The 23,603-nt window shown below is 35.4% G+C and carries 20 protein-coding genes; 10 read left to right on the forward strand and 10 right to left on the reverse strand.

From position 1 onward, the window contains the following. Positions 1-30: 30 nt before the first annotated feature. Together GJE18_RS10725 and cls are read right to left on the reverse strand one after the other, a co-directional pair. The gene (locus GJE18_RS10725; RefSeq protein ID WP_060551890.1) at positions 31-471 is read right to left on the reverse strand and encodes an antibiotic biosynthesis monooxygenase family protein; all 441 of its coding nucleotides are present in this window, start codon (positions 469-471) and stop codon (positions 31-33) included. A gap of 184 nt (positions 472-655) precedes the next feature. Next, positions 656-2,146 carry a cardiolipin synthase gene (gene cls, locus GJE18_RS10730; protein ID WP_060551891.1) on the reverse strand — a complete coding sequence of 497 codons (1,491 nt, stop codon included), beginning with the start codon at positions 2,144-2,146 and terminating at the stop codon, positions 656-658. 437 nt (positions 2,147-2,583) lie between these two features. Between cls and sph the strand changes: the two genes are divergently transcribed. From sph to GJE18_RS10760, 6 genes are all read left to right on the forward strand, one after another. Beyond that, entirely contained in the window at positions 2,584-3,543 is a 960-nt protein-coding gene (gene sph, locus GJE18_RS10735; protein ID WP_060551892.1) for a sphingomyelin phosphodiesterase, read from the forward strand. A gap of 710 nt (positions 3,544-4,253) precedes the next feature. Continuing rightward, entirely contained in the window at positions 4,254-5,414 is a 1,161-nt protein-coding gene (gene pgsB / locus GJE18_RS10740; RefSeq protein WP_060551893.1) for a poly-gamma-glutamate synthase PgsB, read from the forward strand. Between the two features lie 2 nt (positions 5,415-5,416). After that, complete coding sequence (gene pgsC, locus GJE18_RS10745; RefSeq protein ID WP_037565797.1) at positions 5,417-5,869, forward strand: poly-gamma-glutamate biosynthesis protein PgsC; 453 nt, start codon at positions 5,417-5,419, stop codon at positions 5,867-5,869. A 14-nt stretch (positions 5,870-5,883) separates the two neighbouring features. After that, positions 5,884-6,954 (forward strand): CapA family protein, encoded by a 1,071-nt coding sequence (locus GJE18_RS10750; RefSeq protein ID WP_107368624.1) that lies wholly within the window; start codon positions 5,884-5,886, stop codon positions 6,952-6,954. Next, on the forward strand, positions 6,944-7,237 hold the full coding sequence (locus tag GJE18_RS10755; RefSeq protein WP_037565794.1) for a hypothetical protein: 294 nt from the start codon (positions 6,944-6,946) through the stop codon (positions 7,235-7,237). The genes GJE18_RS10750 and GJE18_RS10755 overlap by 11 nt, the downstream gene beginning before the upstream one ends. Beyond that, positions 7,221-8,819 (forward strand): gamma-glutamyltransferase, encoded by a 1,599-nt coding sequence (locus GJE18_RS10760; RefSeq protein WP_107368625.1) that lies wholly within the window; start codon positions 7,221-7,223, stop codon positions 8,817-8,819. Before GJE18_RS10755 ends, GJE18_RS10760 begins: the two co-directional genes overlap by 17 nt. A gap of 46 nt (positions 8,820-8,865) precedes the next feature. Here GJE18_RS10760 and GJE18_RS10765 read toward each other — a convergent pair whose 3' ends face one another. The 3 genes from GJE18_RS10765 to GJE18_RS10775 form a co-directional block, all read right to left on the reverse strand. Next, on the reverse strand, positions 8,866-9,114 hold the full coding sequence (locus GJE18_RS10765; RefSeq protein WP_060551897.1) for a hypothetical protein: 249 nt from the start codon (positions 9,112-9,114) through the stop codon (positions 8,866-8,868). 232 nt (positions 9,115-9,346) lie between these two features. Beyond that, positions 9,347-11,914 carry a YfhO family protein gene (locus tag GJE18_RS10770; RefSeq protein WP_240928876.1) on the reverse strand — a complete coding sequence of 856 codons (2,568 nt, stop codon included), beginning with the start codon at positions 11,912-11,914 and terminating at the stop codon, positions 9,347-9,349. 290 nt (positions 11,915-12,204) lie between these two features. After that, complete coding sequence (locus GJE18_RS10775) at positions 12,205-12,912, reverse strand: poly-gamma-glutamate hydrolase family protein (protein ID WP_037565790.1); 708 nt, start codon at positions 12,910-12,912, stop codon at positions 12,205-12,207. A 587-nt stretch (positions 12,913-13,499) separates the two neighbouring features. Here GJE18_RS10775 and GJE18_RS10780 point away from each other — a divergent pair. Further along, positions 13,500-13,733 (forward strand): hypothetical protein, encoded by a 234-nt coding sequence (locus GJE18_RS10780; RefSeq protein WP_060551899.1) that lies wholly within the window; start codon positions 13,500-13,502, stop codon positions 13,731-13,733. Positions 13,734-13,790: 57 nt separating this feature from the next. Here GJE18_RS10780 and GJE18_RS10785 read toward each other — a convergent pair whose 3' ends face one another. Beyond that, on the reverse strand, positions 13,791-14,033 hold the full coding sequence (locus GJE18_RS10785) for a hypothetical protein (protein ID WP_179142027.1): 243 nt from the start codon (positions 14,031-14,033) through the stop codon (positions 13,791-13,793). Positions 14,034-14,409: 376 nt separating this feature from the next. Between GJE18_RS10785 and isaB the strand changes: the two genes are divergently transcribed. Next, positions 14,410-14,898 carry an immunodominant staphylococcal antigen IsaB family protein gene (gene isaB / locus GJE18_RS10790; protein ID WP_103346404.1) on the forward strand — a complete coding sequence of 163 codons (489 nt, stop codon included), beginning with the start codon at positions 14,410-14,412 and terminating at the stop codon, positions 14,896-14,898. Positions 14,899-14,950: 52 nt separating this feature from the next. Here the strand turns inward: isaB and GJE18_RS10795 are convergent, their stop codons facing one another. Both GJE18_RS10795 and GJE18_RS10800 read right to left on the reverse strand, forming a co-directional pair. Then, positions 14,951-16,216, reverse strand: coding sequence for a mechanosensitive ion channel (locus GJE18_RS10795; protein WP_105995338.1), 1,266 nt, complete (start codon positions 16,214-16,216; stop codon positions 14,951-14,953). Positions 16,217-16,333: 117 nt separating this feature from the next. Continuing rightward, positions 16,334-17,518: a YbfB/YjiJ family MFS transporter gene (locus GJE18_RS10800; RefSeq protein ID WP_060551902.1), complete on the reverse strand. Its 1,185-nt coding sequence runs from the start codon at positions 17,516-17,518 to the stop codon at positions 16,334-16,336. A gap of 275 nt (positions 17,519-17,793) precedes the next feature. Between GJE18_RS10800 and GJE18_RS10805 the strand changes: the two genes are divergently transcribed. Continuing rightward, positions 17,794-18,150: an aggregation-promoting factor C-terminal-like domain-containing protein gene (locus GJE18_RS10805; protein WP_060551903.1), complete on the forward strand. Its 357-nt coding sequence runs from the start codon at positions 17,794-17,796 to the stop codon at positions 18,148-18,150. Positions 18,151-18,344: 194 nt separating this feature from the next. On the opposite strand, the gene GJE18_RS10810 is transcribed toward GJE18_RS10805, so the two are convergent. After that, entirely contained in the window at positions 18,345-19,943 is a 1,599-nt protein-coding gene (locus GJE18_RS10810) for a xylulokinase (RefSeq protein ID WP_060552515.1), read from the reverse strand. A 600-nt stretch (positions 19,944-20,543) separates the two neighbouring features. On the opposite strand from GJE18_RS10810, the gene GJE18_RS10815 reads away from it, so the two are divergent. Next, positions 20,544-21,902, forward strand: a complete 1,359-nt coding sequence (locus GJE18_RS10815) for an alanine/glycine:cation symporter family protein (RefSeq protein ID WP_085622864.1) — start codon at positions 20,544-20,546, stop codon at positions 21,900-21,902. Positions 21,903-22,173: 271 nt separating this feature from the next. On the opposite strand, the gene GJE18_RS10820 is transcribed toward GJE18_RS10815, so the two are convergent. Then, positions 22,174-23,568 carry an MFS transporter gene (locus GJE18_RS10820; protein ID WP_107396839.1) on the reverse strand — a complete coding sequence of 465 codons (1,395 nt, stop codon included), beginning with the start codon at positions 23,566-23,568 and terminating at the stop codon, positions 22,174-22,176. Positions 23,569-23,603 lie beyond the last annotated feature (35 nt).

Below are 23,603 nucleotides of genomic sequence, written 5' to 3' on the forward strand. Positions count from 1 at the left end.
TTCGAATCAATTTAGATTGTCATAAACCTTTTAGACATGATGATTTCGCTTAAATAAATGATCGTAAAATGAAATGCGATATGTTAAGCGACGATTGACGATATCACATTCTACAATTTCATTAAATGCAGTTTTAAATTTATCTGATTCAATCCATGTATTAAAGAAATGGGCATCTTTCCATAATGTAATAATCACATAATGGTCTGCCTCATCAATGGGTTTTAGAAAGTAATAGGAATTGAACCCTTCTAAACCTTCCATGCCTGAATCTTTACTCAAACATTCCGACTCAAACTGTTCAGCTTTACCAGCTAAAATTTTAATATAGTTTAAAACGACAAAACATTTATCTATTGATTCTCCTACGTTATGCAAAGTTTCGTAAGCTTTAGTTTCATTATTTTTATCAATATAAATAGCATCTTCAAAGCGAATACGGTAATTTTTATTTTCATCAAGTATATCCATAAGCTGCCCCCTTTATTCATATGTATTCCCACGCTAAAGTGTCATGAAAGCGACATTTAAAAATTTTTATTAATAATATAAAAAACATCTATATTTTCACTATTATACACAAGTATTCCTATCTCATTGCTCATGTTCGAAAAAGAAAAAGCACTGATTCATTTCAGCGCTTTTTGCTTTTAATTTATAAAATAGGTGATACGAGTTTAGCGATAGATTGTTTGAATTTCACCCAATTAGAACGTGATTCATAACGCTCTGGTGTCAGTTTTTTCGAATCTTCAACATCACGTTCAAAGGCATGGATGAGTTTTTGTGCAATCGCTTTATTATAAATCAATGCATTCACCTCAAAATTCAATTGAAAACTACGCTGATCCATATTCGCAGAACCTACGGATGCCACTTCTCCATCAATAACCATCATTTTCGAATGGATAAATCCTTTTTCATACGTATAAACATTCACACCCTCGTACATCAGTTGTGCCACCGTCGTCAACGTTGCCCAATGTACAAATGGTTGGTCTGGTTTATTTGGTACGATAAGATGTACATCCACACCTGACTTAGCCGCAATTCTTAACGCATTGACAAAGCCGATTTCAGGTACAAAATATGGCGTATGAATGTATATCGATTTTTTCGCGTTCATAATCATTTTCAAATAGGCAAACTCCAATTGATGCCAGTCATTATTCGGACCACTTAACCCTAATTGCATGGCAACATGACCATCTTTACGTGCATTTTTAGGAAAATATCGTTGATCATAATCCAATTGTCTATCTTCATCAACTTGTGAATTCCAGTCATGTATAAAGCTAAGCTGTAAAGCATCAACACCATCACCTTGAATGCGCAAATGCGTGTCTCTCCAGTAGCCTAACTTATCGTCTAATCCTAAATATTCGTCACCAATATTAAAACCACCTACATACCCAATATCACCATCAATAATGAGATTTTTTCGGTGATTTCGATTGTTCACTCGAAAATTGATAAAGGGGATAATTTTTGCGTGAAAGAAAGCTTCTATAGATACGCCCGCTTCATAAAGTCCTTTCATTTTACCTTTACGCAATTGTTTGGATCCCACTGCATCATATAACAATTTGACTTCAAGACCTTCACGCGCTTTTTCTTTTAAAATTTCAAGAATTTCAGTACCTAAGCCATCTAAATTAATAATATAAAATTCCATGTGAATGTAATGCTTTGCTTCACGTAAATCTTTTTTCATTCTCTCAAATAATGCATGACCATCTGTATAGATATGAACATGATTATTTTCACTTAAAAACGATGCATCACGTGTAAGCATCATTTGAACGAGGTCCGCTTGCTTTTCAACTACAGGGTTACGCGTTTGAAACGTTTCATTTTCAAATTGTTCCTTTTGTTGGTGTACACGTGCACGTGCATCTTCAACTTCTCCTGATGTTTCTTTTTTACTACTTTTCAACTTAACTGCACGTCCAAAGAATAAATAGAGTAAAAAGCCTAACACAGGTACAACAAATAATAATAATAACCATGCCCATGTAGATGTAGCTTCACGTCGATCTCTTTCCATAAATATAATGAAAAATGCTAACACTAGGTTGATTACAAAGAACGACCCTAAAAACAAGCGATAGAATATATTGATGCTAGGATCAAATATCAATTGCATCTCATTCACCTCACCTTTTCTTTATAATGTTTTTATTATACCGAAAAAGTAATGAGGCGTCTTTTAATATGGATATAGAATGAATCAAAATAACCATCTTTAATAATCCCATTTATAGATTTACTCGCTTCTATAAATAAATTTTCTTCTTACAAGACATTTTTGGTGATTTTATGCATACAACAATCCCCATCTCTTCATATTAACTATACAACTTTATACAAAGAAAAAGCCCTACACCAGCACAGATGTAGGGCTTTTATGGATGGTAATGATCCATGTTTGACTAGTTACATCATACCATAGATTTTTAATTTCAATAATTTTCTTAAGCTAATTTTAAAGTTTTTTATATTTTCGGTTAATTTAACAATAGCTTCAAACTCCTTTGATATGGTGTTTTGAGTCGTACATTATATATTAAGGAGTGTTAAACGATGAAGTTGTTTTTTCGTTGCTTAATGGTAGTTTGTTTGCTTATTTCAATTCCATTTTCTATTGCTCAAGCTGAAACAGAACAGCACAATCTTAAAATTACAACGCACAATGTCTATTTCATGCCCCGTGCCTTATATCCTAATTGGGGACAGATGAACCGCGCTGACCTTATTGCGCAAGCACCTTATATGCAACACAACGATGTAGTAATTTTAAATGAATTGTTTGATGAGAAAGCCTCAGCGAAATTAAAGGCAAACTTACAACATACATACCCTTACCAATCACCTATTTTAGGCGAATCAAGTTCTGAATGGGATGACGCACATGGCTACATTCATAACGCTAAAATTACAAATGGTGGTGTGGCAATTTTAAGTCGTTATCCAATCATGCATCAAGAACAACATATTTTCGCTCAGGGTCGCGGTTCAGATGCAATGGCTAAGAAAGGCTTTGTATACATTAAAGTGAATAAAAATGGGCATCCTTACCATATCATAGGTACGCATCTTCAAGCGGATAATAGTGAAAGCACCTATACGAAAGATGCAACTGTTCGTGCGAGTCAAATGGCAGAAATACATCAATTCATTCAACAAAAACATATCCCAAAAGATGAAATGATTGTTATCGGTGGCGATATGAATGTGAAAAAAGGTTCTAATGAATATAACGACATGTTGGCAGAAATGAATGTTTCTGAGCCTCAGTTTTCAGGACACACGTCTACATGGAATACTGAAACAAACAGCATAGCGAAGTACAATTATCCAGATTTAAAACCTCAATATTTAGATTATCTACTCGTTGAGAAAGATCACGCGCAACCTCAAAATTGGACGAATCAAGCACTCAATATTAAGTCTCCTGAATGGTCAGTGACATCATGGGGTAAGACATATCATTATCAAGATTATTCTGACCATTACCCTGTCGTTGCGTCTCAATCTCAATAGCATTACAAATTTTTACTGATTGTTACAATGACGCCGTTCTCGTAACAATCAGTATATTTTTATACTTGTACATTTTAAACTCCGTCATGACGGCGCGTAACGCTGCTTTAGCCCTTCCTAACAAAAATTTAATCCTCCCCCACAACCTCCTTAATCACTACTTATTTCATCTTTTTATTTAAATTCAAATTAAATAATAAATTTCACAAAATCATATCGGTGTTTGGGCAATTAAATAATGATAACACCTTAAAAATACTGTCATATCAGTATTTTACAACCATCATCTACTTGCGCACGTCACTGTAACTTCGCGCTATTTTAGTTACAAAGTATACAAAAAATAATCAAGATTGCGCAATATGATAACTAATACTTATCACTTTAAATAAATGATTGGCATAGCCATTATAGCTCGAATAGAATCCATTTTCATGATGTGTGTATTTTTACAAATATACATATGAATTTCAATTTGTCTACATCAAAAATCCTTCATCTTTCTAACTATGCATGACTATGGGACTGTAACGAGTTAAAGCGCCGCTATGACGGGTGCTTTTTTATAAAAAATATATTTAGCGTAATAATCGAAATTAAAACTATTTGTGTGATAAATATAAACAAACTTAAATAAATGTAAATATCATATTTTGTTTTCATATTTGTGATAGCATAGCGGAGTGACAAAATTAAACGAGGTGAAAAAATTGTTTTTGGTAATTTTCTTTACTGCTTTGATTTTAGTTTTGGCCATGAGAGAAATCTATGTCCATAACAAACGCATCAATAGTATCCCTGTTCGTATTAACATCAACGGGATACGTGGTAAGTCAACGATTACTCGATTGATTTACGGAATTTTAAGAGAAGACCAAATGAAGGTTATTGGTAAAACAACAGGAACAGATGCACGTATGCTGTACTGGTATACAGATGAAGAGTTTCCGGTTGTACGTAAACCTCAAGGTCCAAATATTGGGGAACAAAGGGATATTTTGAAAATAGTGAATAAGGAAGGCGCTGAAGCCATCGTCAATGAATGTATGGCTGTTAACCCTGACTATCAAATTATTTTCCAGAAACAACTATTAAAAGCCAATATAGGGGTCATCGTAAACGTAATGGAAGACCATATGGAAACGTTAGGTCCAACATTAGACGATGTGGCGGAATCTTTTACAGCAACAATTCCTTATAATGGAAAACTTGTTGTAATGAAAGATGAATACACAGACTTTTTTAAGAAAGTTGCAGATCAACGTAATACAGAAACAATTGTTGTTGATAAAGATGACATCGATGAAGCGTTATTACGTCGCTTTGACTACATCGTCTTCCCTGACAACGTCGCAATTGCCATAGGTGTTGCCAAAGCAGTAGGTATTAAAGAAGACAGAATGATTGATGGTATGTTAAATGCGCCGCCTGATAGTGGTGCCGTTCGCGTTAAATACTTTAATAAAAACAATACACAAAATGTCTTCGTCAACGCGTTTGCCGCAAATGAACCGAAATCAACAAAAGCAATTTTACAAAAAGTTATAGATTATAAATATCCATTCAAAAAGATTGTTATCATTCTTAACTGTCGTGCAGACAGATTAGATAGAACGAAATTGTTCGCTGAAAACTTCATTACTAATGTGGAATATGACACGTTAATTTGTGTTGGTAAGAGTACACAAGCTGTTACTGAAGCTATGAAAAATGAACGTCCAGATAAAAAATATTTAAACTTTGAAGGTCGTCCATTTAGTGAAATCGAACAAGCAATTTTTGAAGAATGTCATGAAGCGTTAATCTTCACTGTCGGAAATATTCACGGTAGTGGTAAACAAGTCATCAATTTAATGGAAGGGTTGGATTAATTTTGATAGGTTCAGAGTTATATTTCTCGCTATTCGTAGGTATTGTATTAAGCTTAATCTTTGCCGAAAAATTTGGTATTACACCTGCTGGACTCGTAGTACCTGGTTACTTGGCACTCATATTTGATCAGCCAATCATGTTATTGTCTATTTTAGTGATTAGCTGTCTGACTTATTTTATCGTCGTACACGGCGTAAGTCGCGTCGCAATTTTATACGGACGCCGTAAATTCGCTGCAATGATTTTAACGGGTATGATACTCAAATTCCTATTTGACCTTATCTATCCATTGACACCTTTTGAAATTGTACAACTTTCAGGTATCGGTATTGTCATTCCTGGTATCATTGCAAATACGATTCAAAAACAAGGTACAATCACTACATTAGCATCTTGTATGTTATTAACAGGTATCACATATATCATTCTATTTGCTTATAGCTTTATTAAGTAAAAGGGAGCTAGATTATGTCGAAAAAGAATAAATTAAATTTAGAAGAACGGATACTGCGCAATTCGAAAAATCAAAAAAAGCATAATTCACTTTTGATGCTTGTGGTTACAGTGGTTGCGATTGGCCTACTCGTGTTTTTCATGTTGACTACAAAAACTGAAGACGTGAAAGTTTTCGGTAAAGAAGATAAAGGTCTCCATATGACATATTTAGGCAATATCACTTTAAATGAAAACATTCGTCAAAATGATTTAAAAAATATGTTCAGTTCAGTATCTGACATCATTAAAGATAGCGATTATGCTTTAGCAAGTGTTAACGTCAACAACTTTGCGAAAGACCCTCAACGTAACATTGACAAAAACTTAAAAAACATTGGTTTCTTAAACCATTTAGGATTTAGCACTATCAATTTAACAAACAACTCTGTGGATCTTGAACAAATCAAACAAATTACGAGACAAGCAGACGCGAAACACGGCTACAACTTTACAACAGGTAACGGCTCAAACCCTTTAAACAGTAAAATCACTAAGAAAACCGTTAATGGTAAAAAAGTCGCAAGTGTATCATTTACAGACGTAAGTTCTAAATATATGGACCCTCGTAAAGCAACGACATCTATCGCACTTGAACCAAAGATATTTATGCCACTCGTTCAAAAACTTAAAAAAGACAATGATGTCGTAGTGGTAAATGTTGACTGGGGTATTCCAGATGAACCTAACGTGACGAATCGTCAAAAACAATACGGTCGTGCACTTGTAGATGCTGGTGCCGATGTGGTTGTTGGTCACAATACCGTTGTTCAAGAAATTGAAAAATATAAAGGTTCAAGCATTTTTTACAGCTTAGGTAACGTAACTTCAGATAAATTCTTATCAGAAAACAAAAAAGGTATCGCAGTGCAACACACACTTAATGGCGATAAGAGCAAATTCCAAATCACACCAATTCGTACAACAGGTGACCAAGTGACTAAAGACAATATGAACGCGATTGAAAAACAAAAATTCTATAATCGTATCTCTAGTCCATCTGTTAAATTAAAAGAAGCCAATGGAGGTTACACATATGAGAACTAAAAACTATATTCTTTATGGTGTTATCGTGTTACTCATTTGCGGGATATTCTTCTTAATCATCAACAGTAATGCAAATGACACTTTAGATAAATACGAAAAACATGATTTAAAACAAGAAAAACACGTTTCTTTACAACAACCAAAATCTAACCAAACTGAAAATAAAAAAAGCGCATTACACGCATCTTTAAAAAATGACACATCAAACCAAACAGCGCACACGTCACAAAATAACCAACAGGTTGCCTTAGACGGAGGTCAATCCCATGAGTATTTACAATAAAAAATTACTCGGCGTTATTTTAGTTATAATGATCATCGCTTCGGTTGGGTTCTACTACCTTAACCGTGATGAACAAGTCGACAAAGACCAATTATATGAAAATAAACTCGCATCACAAGCATCTAATGATAATGCGAAAAAATCATACGGTGTTTCTACAAATAATGAAATCGCACGACAAGTTGGTAATAAAATTATTAAAGACGGTGGTAACTCTGCCGATGCTGCATATGGTGTTGCATACACGTTAGCTGTCACAGAGCCATTTGCTGCTGGCCTTGGTGGTGAAGGAACTACTCTCTCCTATTCTGGTAAAAAAGGTGAACAACCAAAAGTTTATGATTATAACGCAGTTTCATCACATCAATATAAAAATGGTGACAAAATTGGCGTTCCTGGTTTTGTAAGTGGTATGTCTCATATGCACGCAAAAGAAGGTAAAATGAGTGAGAAAGAAATTTTAAATTATGTCATTCCACTCGCTGAAGATGGTTTCCAAGTCAATACAGACTTAGAAAAAATGTTATTAAAATACAGTGCAATCGTTGATAAAAAATCTCCATTTGTTAAAGATGGTAAAGTTGTTAAAGCCGGTGACGTTGTTAAACAACCTAATTTAGCAAATACGTTAAAACATATTCGCGATAATGGCGCAGACGGTTTTTATAAGGACCTTGGTCCTAAAATCGCTGAACAAACGCATGGCAACTTAGACGCCCAAGACTTCAAAGACTTTAAAACAAAAGAGAAAAAACCAATCTCTACAGAATATTTAGGCAACCAAGTCTATACATCACCGAACCCTACTGGCGGTATTTTCACATTACAATCATTGAAAATTGATCAAATGATTAACGGTGAATTGGGAGAAGATACACCACAATCCTATATTGATGGAACCGTAAAAGCGCGTAACATAAACTATAAAAACCGTTATATCGTAAATGATGAAAAACCTATTAATAAGCAAAAACTTAATGATGCTTACCTTTCAAACCATGCAGAAGAATATAAAGATGTTAAAAACAAATTTGATTTACAAGGTGAGGCAAATACAGCGGGTTCACACTTTGTTGTGATTGACAAAGATGGCAAGATGATGAGTTCGACAAATACATTGAATAACTTCTTTGGCAATGGGCAATACACTGATCAAGGTTTCTTCTTGAATAATGCACTTGATCGCTTCTCTAAAACACCATCAAGTGACAACAAAGGTGGTCCTAACAAAACACCACGTTCTTACATCTCACCTATGATTGTTGTCGGTGAAAACTATCACTTCGGTACAGGTACACCTGGTGGGAACAAAGTACCAACATTGTTACAACAAACAATGTCACAATATTTACGTGATAAAGGATCACTACAACAAATCATTGAAAAACCACGTTTCTATAACGATGGTGACAGCATTTATTATGAAAATGGTATGGATGATGACAACATTAAAGAGTTTAAAAAATTAGGTTACAAACCGCACAACAGCTCAGATAATCCTAACTATGGTAGTGTACAAGGTGCAGCCTACTTCAATAAAGATAAAAAAGTTGAAACGGGCCATGATGTTGAAGTCAGATAAAAATTATTAAAGGCGACGCTCAATCGAGTGTCGCCTTTTTCATATGTTATTTACGATGAAGAGGATCTCTCTTCGACTTTGTGATAAAAGAAATACTTGTACATACAATTATTGTTACAACAAGTATAATCGCAAAGACGGATGACACACTTGAAAAACGGAATCCAATTTCCCATCTTTCAGGTGTTATATGAACGTAAAAGTTAATAATGATAAGTAATAATAACAGTAAACTCGATAACATACCTACAATATCAGCGATACGACGTAGACGTGAATCATTTGTGTTTTTCATAGTTGTCACACCTCTTTTTTAACAATATTATAGCATAAAAAAATAATTAGAACTTGCTATAGAAATCGCTTTCACAGTTTTGTAACGTATTCAATATTGACGTGTATATGAGACATTGGACGCAGGTGATATTAAATCTAATATTACACCGTTCTATCCCACCTTACTTTTTACTTTTCTTGAGCAATAAAAAAGGAGTGTACGCGCTATGGCGTCACACTCCTTTTTTATGTTATTTCTTTTTCAAACGTCCGCCAATAAAGGCTGTATACATCACACCTGCAATGATTCCGATGATCATTGTAATCAGAAGTAACGTGCGATGCGGTGGTGTATAAGTCAGTTCGATGTGTTGCTCACCTTTTTTAACAGGAATGATTGTCTGCATTCCATTCCCTTTCTTCACATCGACCGCTTTACCATCGGCTGTTGCTTCAAATCCATCAACATAAGGTGTTGGTACAACAAGATAACCTGAATCAGATTTATTTTTAGTAAATGTATAACCATTTTTCGTTTCTTTCACATTTACTTTTTGTACATCTTTCGTAGCTGATTTTAGTGTTTCATAGTTTTCACCGTACACACCTTTTAAATGATATCGGTATGTGCCTTTAGAAAGTTTTAAACGTAACGTATCATCGGCTTTAACGCGAAAAGTTATTGGTGTTACACCGCGTCGATACGTATAATTTAAAGAACTGCGACTTTGTTTATATTCATTCAGTTCAACTTGATGCGCTTTATCTTTAGGTTTTACCATTTCTAAATCCATTTCAACATATAAATCTCGATTATCTTCCGCCACCGTTTTAGGAACTTTAAGCTCTAGACCACCGTCGTCTTTTTTAACTTTTAAAAGACGTTTGCCATCTTTGAAATCTGCGTCTTTGGTGTCTGATTCTACAAGGCTCGCATAATTAGTACTTTTTTGAATATCACTATTTGCTTTCGTACCATCATTGAAGACAACACCTTGTAACATTGCGTGTTCACGATCAATTGGAGATTTTAAATCTTTAGGGTCGTATACTTTATTCGTTATGTGCGTACTTGGATATTGGATGGTATCTTTCGAATATTGGTACTTATTGTCTTTACCATCAATAACTTTTTCAGTTTTAAAACCATAAGGCATCGTATCATCTTTAGGGTTCTTAAAGCGATCTTTAGCATCCCATAACGCCATTAAATTAGCACGATTGCCTAATAAACGATGCGTACTGTTTTTATCAATGGGCTGGGCAATTTGCATCGTTTTATCATAATAATGTAGCACATCACCATTAAACAAACTTGAATACATGGACAAGCCATTGTAGCCATATATAAATGGCGAATTCAGTGCTGAAAATGATAAATATTCTATACGAGAAAATGGATTTCCTTTTTGTTGAATCTGGTCAAATTCTTTCTGAAGAGCATCACTGTGATATTTATCTTCAGTCATTGACGCGATAGGACGTTCATAAATTGTCATATGAGATTGATGATAATCGACAATCATCATCACTTGTTGAATGAATATGAGTCCAATCCATACGAAATACATTGCTGGATGAGCAAGCCATTGACGTTGCCATAATATAACACCCATCACGATGAAGATTAATAATGTCACCCACATCCAGTTCATTGTGGCATCGTATTGTGTATACATTAGCGCCATCACGATTACAGTCGGTATGGCCGTTATCATGAATTGTTTAAGATGTACTTCTGAAAAATAGCGTATAAATAATGCGATAAGTACACTAGAAGATAAACATAAAATATAAATCCAACGTCGTGATGGTAATGAAAAACCATTAAAAAAACTATCAAAATATGGTGTAAGTGAACCTACTAGTAAGATCCACGTTAAAATCGCAAATAAACGATAATAATAGTATTTGTATAGATTCACCGCAAATAGTGCGATAAATGTCAGTGTTGAAATCGTAATGTAAAAGCCATTAGAGAAAATATGATATTTTTCTGTAAAATCTATAAATAACGTCAAATTAAGATGCGGGTTAATTTCTCTATTATTTTCCATAACCGCGGATACACCTGTAAAAAATCCTGGAAGACTGATTAACAAACTTATAAAGGCAGCAATCGCCAACATCCATAGTTTTTGAACACGTGACACCACATCATTAGCATGTGGTGCAATGACACGGTACAGAAAATAAAACCCTAAAATAATCATTTCATAGTACGCAAAATAGAAATTCGCAAACAATGTTAATGCAATAGCGATGATGAATAAGCCTATTTTACGTGCTCTGAAAAAACGTTCCATTGCCCATATTGACAATGGCAATAAAATTAACACTTCGCCATAAAATGACCATGTAAAATTAAAATATATCGTTACGACAGATACGGCATACATGATAGTCGCTAAAATTGCAAATAGACGACGCTCAGGCTGTAAATAACGAAAACAATAGTAACTCACGATGGTTGTTAATAATACACGAATATATGAAATAATGACCTGATTTTTGGCCCAAAACGTCATATCATGTGTTGGCAAATGAAATATCATGTCTAAGATGCGAATAATAAAGAAATAGATAATCATCAGTGGGCTTGTTGCATAATAGTATGATAGCCCTTTCGTATAATCGCCACCTAAGCCGAAATCTGTATCATAAAAACTTTTAAATTCTGTATAGTGTTCATACAAATATTTTTGAAAAGGCATTAATTGACTAAACCCATCCCCTTTTCCGGCAAATGCAATGCCATTGACAAAAGTATTGTAGAAAAATGGGATAAATACTAATGTTGTAAGTAAAATACTAAACAAAAATATGTGTATGAAACGTTTTGAATGTTGTTGAAAATGTCGAATCTTTCTCGACCTCCTTCTCTTTCTTTTAAAGTACGATTTTCAACATAGCAACGATACTATAAAATCAGCGTTCATGCACACAAAATCATTCAATTTAATAATATTTTTAAAACGTCATCTTTTTGATAAGAAACTGAAATTTCTGTAGAATTTTTGTAGGAATTTTGCAATTTTGATGACATCACAAAAGACGAAACGCTTCATAGCGCTTCGCCTTTTGTGTAAAAATTGTCAATATAGATTGGTTATGATTTTAACGCTTCAGCGACACCATCTGTGAAACGTTCCATCGTATTCGTCCAATTCGCCGCATATATACGTGATACACGACTAGAATCCCCATTTTTAAAGAAATTATGAATCGTTGAATTAGATACTTCTAATTGCACGCCTGCTTGTCGTTTGTTCATGTTAGTAATATTTTTAATACCTTCACCTGCAATATTGCCGTTTGCTTCCTTAACGATAAAACCTTTGTGTGTAAGACTATCCATGATTTTGTGTTTAAGCGCGGTATCACGTCCGCCGATATACACATCCGCACCCTCGCGTCCTGTTTTATGAATTGTAACTGTACGTTCAGATTGACCTATCATTTCACGTGCTTTAGGTTCATCATAGTTAATTGATGTCACGTGTAATTCAGAATTATTCTGAGGTCTAATACCTTGGAACGTATAATACCCAGCATTTGCTTTTTTTGCTATACTTCCAGCTATTTCAGTAGTACCTGGTTCGATACCACCTCCATGAGGCGCGACGATTACGGTTGGGTTGTGCTCATCTTTAGTAAAAATTTTCCAATCGACACCTTCTTTTGTAGCTTTCATCAATTGTGTCATTGATCCATAATGATCATTCGCATTACTTGATTTAGAGAAAAATGTTAAATACAGCATATTCGTTATTAGTACACCCGCAATCAGTAAAATAGAAATAATAATTTTTTTCACAAAACTTCACCCCACTTTTTAAAATAAATACTTTGGCATATTGCATATTTTACAAACTATTTTGTGACGTTCTTAAAAGTCGTTGTCTTATATGTATATACAAAAAACAAATCATTAATCATAAATCGTTGAATTTAGTAATTAATTTAACAATTAAAACATCAACAAAATAATGTTAAGCCGTGCATGCGCAGACACTTGCTTCAATGACATAAAATTGTAATTTCACCTCATTGATATGACTATTATTTGGAAAGTTAGCCATGCCCAAACTTTAGCTATCCGCATCATTTCAAGCATTTACACTTTAATGGGAGATTTCATATCCCTGTCCCTTAAATCAATTATATAGAAAGTCCCTTCAAAAGTTATGTGAGAATAGTGATGACTTTTACATTTTTTCAAAAGAACTTTGTACAGTAGAAGTCTAATAGCGATTATACGGGAAAATACTTCACATGTGAAATAAAATATATTTCAAATATATAATTTCTTCTATAAAAATATTTATATTCATCACTATCTTTGAACTTCATCCAATCATATGTTAGTATAATTTATATACTAAAGAAGAAAGGTGATAGTGTATGAATTTTACAAGTAAATGTGTTGCAGTTGGTGTATTAGCTATAGGGGTCGCGTCATTTGCGAGCGGTACTTCCGAGGCAGCTGGACTTAGTCAGAAAGAATACAACGATCTCGCTTCTTCTCTCGACTATGATATTCATACAGTGAATGCACAATCATCAACAGCACAAGCAACGCCTTATAAAGGGTTAAGCCAAGATGAATATCAAAATTTAGCGACTCAATATAGCTAAATTAAAAAAACAGCCGGCCAAGTGTAAGATGGTCGGCTGTTTATATTTAGATGTTTTTTAAGCATTAGAATTATTGATTCCCGAATTATTATTGCCAGAATTATTCGAGTTGTTTGAGTTATTATTTCCTGAATTGTTATTTCCAGAGTTGTTATTTGAACTATTATCGCTTGAATTACTACTATTATTGTTGGCATTATTACCTGAGTTGTTACTGCTTGAAGTAGATGATGCTTCTCCACCTTTACGCCCTGCTTCCTCATAACTCATATTACCATTTTGATTATTAGATTCTGCCATAATAGTAAACCTCCCTAAGAAATATTGAGCCTTTGTATCGCTCACTAATATCATACCTATTCCAAAGTATTAGAAACATTGTTATGGATTCTATTTTTTTAATGATAATACGCGCTGCAAAGGATATATATCCCTATTCAACATAGTTGAATTAAAGTGTTTATCTTAACCTATTCATTCAGAAAAAAATAAGTGTCTGTCCTCGCATAAATTCGAAATATCTTATTTGAAATTCACTCCAATTTCTTATTCATTTGAAAATACACTTCAATCTAAACTTAAAATGCTAACAATTTAAATTAATGGTTTTGCTTGAGTTTTTGTAATATAAATGTAATAATGTAATTGAAATGTAATACAAAAAGAAGGTGTTATTATGAAGAAATTGTCAAAGGTTTTACTCGCAAGTACACTTGTGACTGGCGCCCTTATTGGCACTCAAGCATTAACGCCTGAACAACCAGTCGCACACGCTGCGACATCCCCTTGGTATGCATATCATGGACAAACAACATTTGGTGGTGCCTTTTATCTTGATGGTCATTTTAAAAATGCGGTTCAGCACCGTGGTTTAACGTTTAATGGCTACAAAATTTCCGCACCTTTTAGTAAAAAGAATATTAAATACGTCAAAGTCCATGATCAAGGTATTGCTGTAGTCTCTGGCAAAACCGCAAGCAGTATCATGTTTCCAGTTTCAAAAGGAACTTCTATTCAAAAAGTAAAAATGAGCTACGGCAAACCTACAAAAGTATTTGAATCTGCACAAGGTACGGTCTACCGTTATCAGTACAAACAGGCAACCATCGATTTTACAGAAGCACATCACCAAGTCACTATGATTACGGTATCTAATGGACTTTAAACAAAAAAGCCTAGAAGCAATCTCTGCTTCTAGGCTTTTTAACTTGATTCAATTAGTAACGGTCACGTGGGTCACGACGACGTTCACGGCGTTGTTCACGACGCTCTTCAATATCTTCATCTTTAACGTAATTTGATTTTTGTTCCGCTTCACGGCGTTCAATTTCACGTTGATCTGCATCAAATTCGCTATGTTCGAATTGATCATGACTATGTGAATGATCTACATGTGTTTGGTCAAAATCTGAGTGATTGTGATTTGTGTAATCATAATTGTCTTGATGATTACCTTGTGCATGATTCGCTTGTTTAGATTTTGAACCAAATAAACCATCATCATAGTTACCATAATCTGGATTACGTTTATCTTCTTCAATACGGTTTGACAAGCTGTTTAATTGCTTTTCAGCAAAGCCACGCCCACCAATACCAAATGCGATAGCAAATGCAACTGCAACAGCACCTAAGATTAATAAGAATGCAACGTTAACAATGCTTTGCGCAAAGTTTAATTGATCTAATGTCATAAATACAGCCACAATGATTAATAAGTATTTAACGACTTGCGCAAGTAATGTATGACCTGTTGCACGGCGAACAAGTTTAGCTAAAATGTTACCACCGATAAGACCTAAACCTAAAATGATAATACCTGAAATCACTAATGGTAAGTAGCCAATAATTGCTTTACCAATACCATTTAAGATTTCTAAATTTACAGTTGTTAAAGCTTGAACGACGAAGAATAATCCAATTAATGTTGTAATAACCCAACCTGCAGCTTCAGGAATGTCGATACCTTCTCTAGAATTGTTTCCAAAGTTCACATAGTGGTTAAAACGACTCACATTTAAACTTGCAAGTAAGTTTTTCACTAATGTACCTAACATTTTAGCAATGAATAAACCTAATACTAAAATGACAATCGCAACAATAATTTTTGGAGCGAATTCAAATACGCTGTTCATCATACCTTTAATCGGTTCTGATACTGATTTCATACCTAAAGCATCAAATACCGGCGGCAAGAATAATAAGAATACTAGGAAATACGCTAATTTACCAAGTGTACGAATTAAACCTTCTGATTCTGAACGTTTACCTTTATGGCCATCATGTGCATGATTGTTATTCACTAACCCTTTACGCTCTAGCCATTTATCTACACCTAATGCGTTTAAACCTTTAACAATAATATTTTTTACTACTACAGCAATAATCCATGCGAGTAATAAAAGTAAAATAGCACTAATTAAGTTCGGAATGAAATTGACAATTGTTTCAATAGCACCCTTGAATGTTCCCCATACGTTGTTCATATGTACTGCCTCCTTAAATTTTGATTTACCTAACTCTTGTGTACCCTAGTTAAAACAAAATAATCACAAAATATAAAATTTTTGCATAAACTTTCTAAATAAAGAGGGCTATGAATTTTATTGATATTGGTGAACATACCTCTGACTGATGATGTGACTAATGAGCCCCATCGTCAAAATGATGCTCGCAAATATAAGCGCTGTTGAATAGCCAACTGTATGAGCGAGTATCACCCCCGCTACATATGGGCCCATCATTTGACCAAAGCTATAAATAAATGTCATTAATGAAACAACATGGCCATTCCCTATTTCATATGCAATTTTTTGACCTTGCGACATAAATAATGTCGTCAATCCTAAAAACGTACTACCAAATAGCATAGAACTAATCATTAATGCAATCATATTTGTTGTGAGGATTGGCATTAATACTGCAATTACTTGAATGACAAAACACATTTGAGTTGCCCGACCATTCCCTATTTTTTCACCAATAATCGACCACATCACTGTAGAAGGTATCGCACCGAGTCCGACAAACATCCAACTTAATGGCGCATATGGTTCAAGTTCTGGTATTGCTTTTATGAGCGCTACCAGAAACGTTCCAGTCACGATATACCCTGCCCCTTCACTAAAATAGGCAAGATAATATGTAATATAATACGCACGTGGATATTTACGGCGTTGTGTGTGCGTCGTTATGTTCTCGGTATGCGTCATGCGCGGTGGTTCTTTTAACATCACCATAACAATACATGCGAGCGCAAAGGACACGCCTCCTAAAATCATCCACGTCATATCCCAATTATGTGTATCTGTATAAAAGAAAACAAAAATACTACTTGTGAATATACCTGCACCTACTGCACTATAAAGCAACCCACAAATCGCATGTTTACCTGCACGTCGTAACGCCTCAAGTGCGACATTCGATGCCAATACAAAGCCGACACCACTTGCAATCCCATTTAACAACCTTAAAATACTCCACATCCAAAATTCTGTTGTGATACCAAGTAAAAACATCGTAATCACGTTAAGTAACAAATATAACTTTAAATCAAAGACTTTCGAACGTATCAGACAAAACATTGGAATAATGGCACCAATTAAGTAGCCTAAATAGTTGAACGTTGCTAATAATCCGGCATCTTTATCTCCCAAGTGTGTCGCCGCTTGCATATAAGGCATGATTGGTGTATATGCAAAACGCCCTAACGCAATGACCACAAATAATGTAATCATCCCCATTAACAGTTGATGATAAGCCAATCTCGTTTCTGTTTTTTCTGTCATCCCCTTCACCTCTTTTATTTCTTCTAGTCATATTTTATGAAATGCATTGTTTCTCCCACCTAAATTTTCAATCTATAAAATATATATTAAAGTATTATGATATATCGCAGAAATATTTTGTCTTAAAATTGTCATAAATTCTAATAAATTTTTATCTCTTTGTAACCCACGACCGTTTTAGATTTGTTAACCTAGGACGCGTAACTTTTTTTATTGAGCGTATAGTTCCAGAACGCTTGATACTTGAATCAAAACATTCTAGGAGGACAATCAATATGAAAAAAGTACTTATCGCTTCATTAGCAACTGTTTCACTCTCTTTAGGTACAGCAGGTATTGTATCTGAAGTTGCATCGACACATGCTGCTACACAATCAACTAATGAAGTTTATAAAGCATTTATCCAAGCAGGTGGCACGAAAGCCATGTGGGATAACATCGTAATGCCTGAATCAGGCGGGAATCCAAATGCGGTCAATGAACTTGGCTATCAAGGATTAGGTCAAACGAAAGAAGCTTGGGGTACTGGTTCAGTAGAAACACAAACGAAAGGCATGATTAACTATGCTAAAGAGCGTTATGGTTCTATTGATAAAGCGATTCAATTTAGAATTGCTAATGGTTGGTGGTAAAGCCTTACCCTTCCTTTAACACATACGTTACATCCATTGACATGTGTGGCGTTTCATATAGAGTTAAAATCCAAGACTTTAATTCAATATGGTGTTATACACAAACGTTCGTAGGTGAAAACCATTATGGCGACGTATTGATATAACAAAATCCCTCACAATCATCACTGTGAGGGATTACTTATTTTATTGAATTACTGCTCAAATAGCTTATATGCTTCTCTTTGACCTCTTAACCCCTTTTGGAATTGAAGTGCGTAATCGTTAAACGCCTTGATGTGGGCTTCAGTTGGTTCAACTTTTTCTACTTTAGTATTACGGAATACATTGTAGTCTAAAAAGTGGCTTAAGGATGTTTTATTCGTTTCAGACATATATGATGCAAGTAATGCGATACCCCAAGCACCACCTCTATGTGCTGTCGAACGCACTTGCACAGGTACATCGAGTGCCGCTGCTAAATCATAAGCGACGGTTGGGGATTGAAATACCCCCCCATGCGCCGTAATACAATCGAATGCTAAATCTTCAGCTTCTGCTAAGCGTGCTACACCCATTTTCAACGTTACAAAACTACTATAAATATGACTCTTCATAAAGTTAGCCAAGTTAAACTGACTGTCGCGATGTCTTAAAAATGTCGGTGTTCCTTGTTTCACGTCAGTAATAAATTCACTGGAAACATAATTATAATTGAGTAAACCACCTGCATTTGCATCAGCTTTAGATAATGTCGCAAATAAACGTTCATATAAGGTCGACGATTCAACAGATACACCCATCGTTGTTAATACTTCTTCAAACAAATGCATCCACGCATCTAAATCTGATGTCCCGTTATTTGCATGAATCATCGCAACATCATATCCATCAGGCGTACTAACAATATCCACTTCAGGATGAGGGCGAGACATCGGTGCATCTAATACAAACATTGAAAAAATACTTGTTCCGACTGAGACATTTCCTGTTCGTGGTTGAATACTATTTGTAGCTACCATACCCGTGGCAGCATCTCCTTCTGGTGGGCATAATGGAATCCCTGCTTCTAAACAACCTGAAGGATCAATACGTTTAGCACCCGCTTCCGTGAGCGTACCGGCACAGTCACCGGCTTTTAAAATATGCGGCAACATCGTTTCAATTTTTTGTTCATAACCTTCTTCAACTAACAACCGATCATACCGATCCATTAAATCTGCGCGATAATATTGTTTTTCAGTATCGATGGGAAACATGCCTGAAGCATCTCCAATGCCACTGACATGTTCGCCCGTTAACTGCCAATGCACATAACCCGCAAGTGTCATTAACTTAGCGACGTGATGCGCATGCGGCTCTTTATTCATAATCGCTTGTTCAAATAGCGCAATACTCCAGCGTTCTGGCACATTGACTTGAAATTGATAACTTAAGAGTCGGCTCGCAAAATTCGCATAATTATTACGCCACGTGCGAAATGGCACGAGCAATTCGTCCGCTTCATTAAAAGCAAGGTATCCGTGCATCATGCCACTAATACCGAGTGCATTTATTTTCCTTAATGTACGCCCATATTGTTGTTTAATTTGTTCTGCCATTAAACGGTAACTTTCTTGGATCCCAATCCAAACATCATCTAAATCATAGGTCCAATAGCCGTCCCGGTATTGATTTTCCCATTTATAAACCCCTGAAGCGAGTGGTTGGTAGTTTGGCCCCACCGCTACAGTTTTGATTTGTGTAGAACCTAATTCAATCCCTACAGTAATGGCGCCAGACGTTATCCATCTATTCGTTTGTTGATTTTCCAAGTATTCCACGTCCTTTGATGTACATTTTCTCTTTTTCATATAGGCGTACAACATGCGTCGTTGCATTTTTCACTACCTTTTATAGTAGAACCAAAACACTGTGGTCATCACGATAGTATGCTAAGTCATGCCGCACTATACACCAACAGTCATCAGCCTAACAAGATTAGCCCAATTTCTCAGAACACCTTTATGACGGTTGTCACACGCCTTCGTACATACAGCTATCCTATCACCTTTTTATCAATTTATGCTAAACATACGCTAACCCATCAAATGTTAATATCTATTTTAAATCATTGATTGAGTTGCAACTATTTTCCAAACTCCTTTGTTTCATTATCGTTTCATGTTTTACTTAACCCATATTTTTACTACCATCGTCATCACAATTAAAACATTTTTACAATAAATTTTCCGAAAACTCTTAATTTATTACGCAATATGTTTTAAATTATAAGTATACAGGTTTTGGGGTATGGTTTAAAAAATAAACTTTTACATCACGTGGTGCCACACTTATAAGATACGTTTCATATGTGTGGGAGATACATAGCGAGACCTTCACTTGATGTAAAAGTTCAAAGGAGTGGGAGAAATATGGATGCGATTGTAGCATTTACAGATTGGTTATGGGGTTTCCCTATCGTTGGATTGTTACTCATTTCAAGTTTATTCCTAACAATTTATTTAAAAGGGGTTCAATTTCGTCATTTTGGTTACATCATGAAACAAACTTTTGGCAGTATTAATAAGACACCACGCGGTGAAGGAACCATTACACCAAGGCAAGCGCTAACTTCTGCATTATCGTCTACAGTTGGTGCTGCTAACATTGTCGGTGTACCGACTGCGATTATGATGGGCGGTCCTGGGGCTGTATTTTGGATGATTATCATTGCCTTTTTAGGTATGGCACTCAAATATAGCGAAAATGTCCTCGGTATTCAGTACCGTGAGAAGAACCCGAAAGGCGAATTCGTTGGGGGCCCAACCTACTATATGAAAAACGGTTTTAAAAATAAAAAGTTAGGTATGATATTTGCTTCAATTTTCGCATTTGCCTTAGCACTTGAAATCATTCCGAGTGTGATGGTTCAGGGGCATTCTGTTGCCAGCACCGTGCACGATACATTTCAAGTGAATGAACTGATTACAGGATTAGTCATTGCTACATTAGCCGCACTTGTTGTATTTGGTGGCGTTAAACGAATTGCAACGTTTACAGAATTTTTAGTGCCAATTATGGTAGGTCTTTACTTACTTTTAGGATTTATTATTATTGCGTTGAATATTCAACATTTTCCAAGTGTTGTAGGGTTAATTATTGAAAAAGCTTTTAACCCCGATGCAGCTTTAGGTGGGAGTTTTGGTGCTGCACTTGCGACTACGATTCGTTGGGGTTTTGCACGAGGTATTTATTCGAATGAAGCTGGTTTAGGGACGTCACCGATTGCACACGCCGCAGCCAAAACAGATCACCCTGTGCGCCAAGCATTTTGGGCCGTAAGTGAAATCATTGTAGACACATTGGTCATTTGTACGACAACTGCATTTGTCGTTTTAATGTCCGGTGTTTACACTGCAAATGATGCAAAAGACAAAGCCGCTGCACTGACTGCACGTGCCTACGAAGATGCATTTGGCAGTATCGGTAGTGCAACGATTTCAATTTCGATGATTTTCTTCGTATTTTCAACGATTATCGTTATTATGTATTACGGTTCACGTATGGCTGAATTTTTATTCGGACTATGGGCTGGTACGCTTATGAAAGTTATTTATACTGCTTCAATTATTATCGGCTCTATTGGTGTCGGTACACAGTTATGGAACTTGCTCGATTTAGCCTTAGCGATTGTACTCATACCAAACATTATCGCCGTTGTGATACTTGCACCACAAGTTAAAAAATTAACCCATGATTTCTTTACGAACTATAAAGGGAAACGTGATTAATTTCTAATAGCCTGAACAAAACGTAAATACTTAGTTTAATCACAATGACTGCACGAAGAAAATGACTTTGAAACGTAAATCATTCCACTTATTCTCATAGTTTACGTTACAAAATCAAACACTTATGTCCACGTTTAAGTTGTATAAAACAGCCGACAAAAAATCCCCTCACCACTGGCATAGTGAGGGGATTTATTCATATAATGCACAACCTCTTGTTGGCTTAATTGTAACACTAAGTTGAGCAGGAAAGATAAAAACAAACAGCCTTCTATTTCTCTATTTGAACACCTTGAGATTTCGGCACTAAAAATGCAACAAGTAAAAATGAAATGAATGCAAGGATGACGTTAAACCATAATCCAAACATCGCACCCACTTGCATATTAAAAGCGGATGTTCCAATCGCAAAAATTGTTGTAGATAACGCGATACCAAATGCGTTACCGAGTGACGAGGACATTTTATAGATTCCTGATGCCATGCCAATATGTTCTTCATCTGCATTAGCGATTGCAGTATCCATTGATGGTGTTGCGTATAATCCTAAACCTAAACCATAAATGAAATATCCAATCACGCAAGCGATGACATAAGCAGTCGTAGGTAAAAATGTTAATGAGATTAAAATGATACCGACCATATTAAGTATACAACCGATATACATTGGCTTTTGTGCACCAAGATGTTGTAAAATCTTTTCGCCTACACGAATGGTAATTAAGACCATCACTAAATAGGTTATTGAAAGGTATCCCGCTTGTGCAGACGTAAATCCTTTATCTTCTTGAACGAATGTATTACCAACAATTAATGTTCCAGCAACCGCATTCATTAAAAAATTAGAAAGTGTTGCCCCTGTATATCCCTTATCTTTAAATACTTCAAAATCTACTAATGGATTTTTACGTTTTTTCTCCATGATGACAAAAATCACAATTGAAATAATAAAAAGTGCGATTAAAGATAAAATGATGGGTGAACCGATACCATAATCTGAACTTTGCGTAATGATTAAATTTAAACTTAAAATAAAAATCAAAAATAGTACTAAACCAGCGAAATCAAATTTTTGACGCGCGACACTTGCTTTACGTGGCACTTCAGGCGTCCCTTTAATTAAAATCATTGCTGCGATGGCAACCATAATTGAAAAAATAAAAATCCAGCGCCACCCTAAAAATGTATCAGTAATGCCTCCAAAAAATGAAGCCACACCACCGCCACCCCATGAGCCGATGGACCAATAACTGAGTGCTGCTTGACGATGACGTCCATGATAGTACCCTTTAATGATAGATAATGTTGCCGGCATGACAAATGCTGCGGACAACCCTTGAATACCACGCCCGATAATCATTGGCCAAATTTGTGGTGAAACGACAATAATGAGTGAGCCGATTACACTTAACAATAGCCCGACATAAGTCATTTTTACAGGGCCATATTTATCCGCAATGCCTCCAGCCCCGACTACAAACATACCTGAAAAGAGTGACGTCAGACTCACCGCCACATTAATTAAACCGAAATTTGCACCTAACTCCTTATGTAATGTCGGCACGACGTTGACTAAAGATAAGGCAAATAACCAAAACGTAATTACGCCTAGAACGATCCCTATAATAAGTCGTCCATTTCCTTCAAACTCCGTATTGTGTTCCATGATTTCATCATATCCCTTTAGTTAAGATTTGGAAT

The sequence above is a fragment of the Staphylococcus agnetis genome (genome assembly GCF_011466855.1).
Classification (GTDB): Bacteria; Bacillota; Bacilli; order Staphylococcales; family Staphylococcaceae; genus Staphylococcus; species Staphylococcus agnetis.

Excerpts from the sequence above, each read along its gene's own strand:
- GJE18_RS10725 (WP_060551890.1), bottom strand. The coding sequence starts at position 471 with ATGGATATACTTGATGAAAATAAAAATTACCGTATTCGCTTTGAAGAT.
- cls (WP_060551891.1), bottom strand. The coding sequence starts at position 2,146 with ATGCAATTGATATTTGATCCTAGCATCAATATATTCTATCGCTTGTTT.
- sph (WP_060551892.1), top strand. The coding sequence starts at position 2,584 with ATGAAGTTGTTTTTTCGTTGCTTAATGGTAGTTTGTTTGCTTATTTCA.
- GJE18_RS10750 (WP_107368624.1), top strand. The coding sequence starts at position 5,884 with ATGTCGAAAAAGAATAAATTAAATTTAGAAGAACGGATACTGCGCAAT.
- GJE18_RS10755 (WP_037565794.1), top strand. The coding sequence starts at position 6,944 with ATGAGAACTAAAAACTATATTCTTTATGGTGTTATCGTGTTACTCATT.
- GJE18_RS10760 (WP_107368625.1), top strand. The coding sequence starts at position 7,221 with ATGAGTATTTACAATAAAAAATTACTCGGCGTTATTTTAGTTATAATG.
- GJE18_RS10765 (WP_060551897.1), bottom strand. The coding sequence starts at position 9,114 with ATGAAAAACACAAATGATTCACGTCTACGTCGTATCGCTGATATTGTA.
- GJE18_RS10780 (WP_060551899.1), top strand. The coding sequence starts at position 13,500 with ATGAATTTTACAAGTAAATGTGTTGCAGTTGGTGTATTAGCTATAGGG.
- GJE18_RS10785 (WP_179142027.1), bottom strand. The coding sequence starts at position 14,033 with ATGGCAGAATCTAATAATCAAAATGGTAATATGAGTTATGAGGAAGCA.
- isaB (WP_103346404.1), top strand. The coding sequence starts at position 14,410 with ATGAAGAAATTGTCAAAGGTTTTACTCGCAAGTACACTTGTGACTGGC.
- GJE18_RS10795 (WP_105995338.1), bottom strand. The coding sequence starts at position 16,216 with ATGAACAACGTATGGGGAACATTCAAGGGTGCTATTGAAACAATTGTC.
- GJE18_RS10800 (WP_060551902.1), bottom strand. The coding sequence starts at position 17,518 with ATGACAGAAAAAACAGAAACGAGATTGGCTTATCATCAACTGTTAATG.
- GJE18_RS10805 (WP_060551903.1), top strand. The coding sequence starts at position 17,794 with ATGAAAAAAGTACTTATCGCTTCATTAGCAACTGTTTCACTCTCTTTA.
- GJE18_RS10815 (WP_085622864.1), top strand. The coding sequence starts at position 20,544 with ATGGATGCGATTGTAGCATTTACAGATTGGTTATGGGGTTTCCCTATC.
- GJE18_RS10820 (WP_107396839.1), bottom strand. The coding sequence starts at position 23,568 with ATGGAACACAATACGGAGTTTGAAGGAAATGGACGACTTATTATAGGG.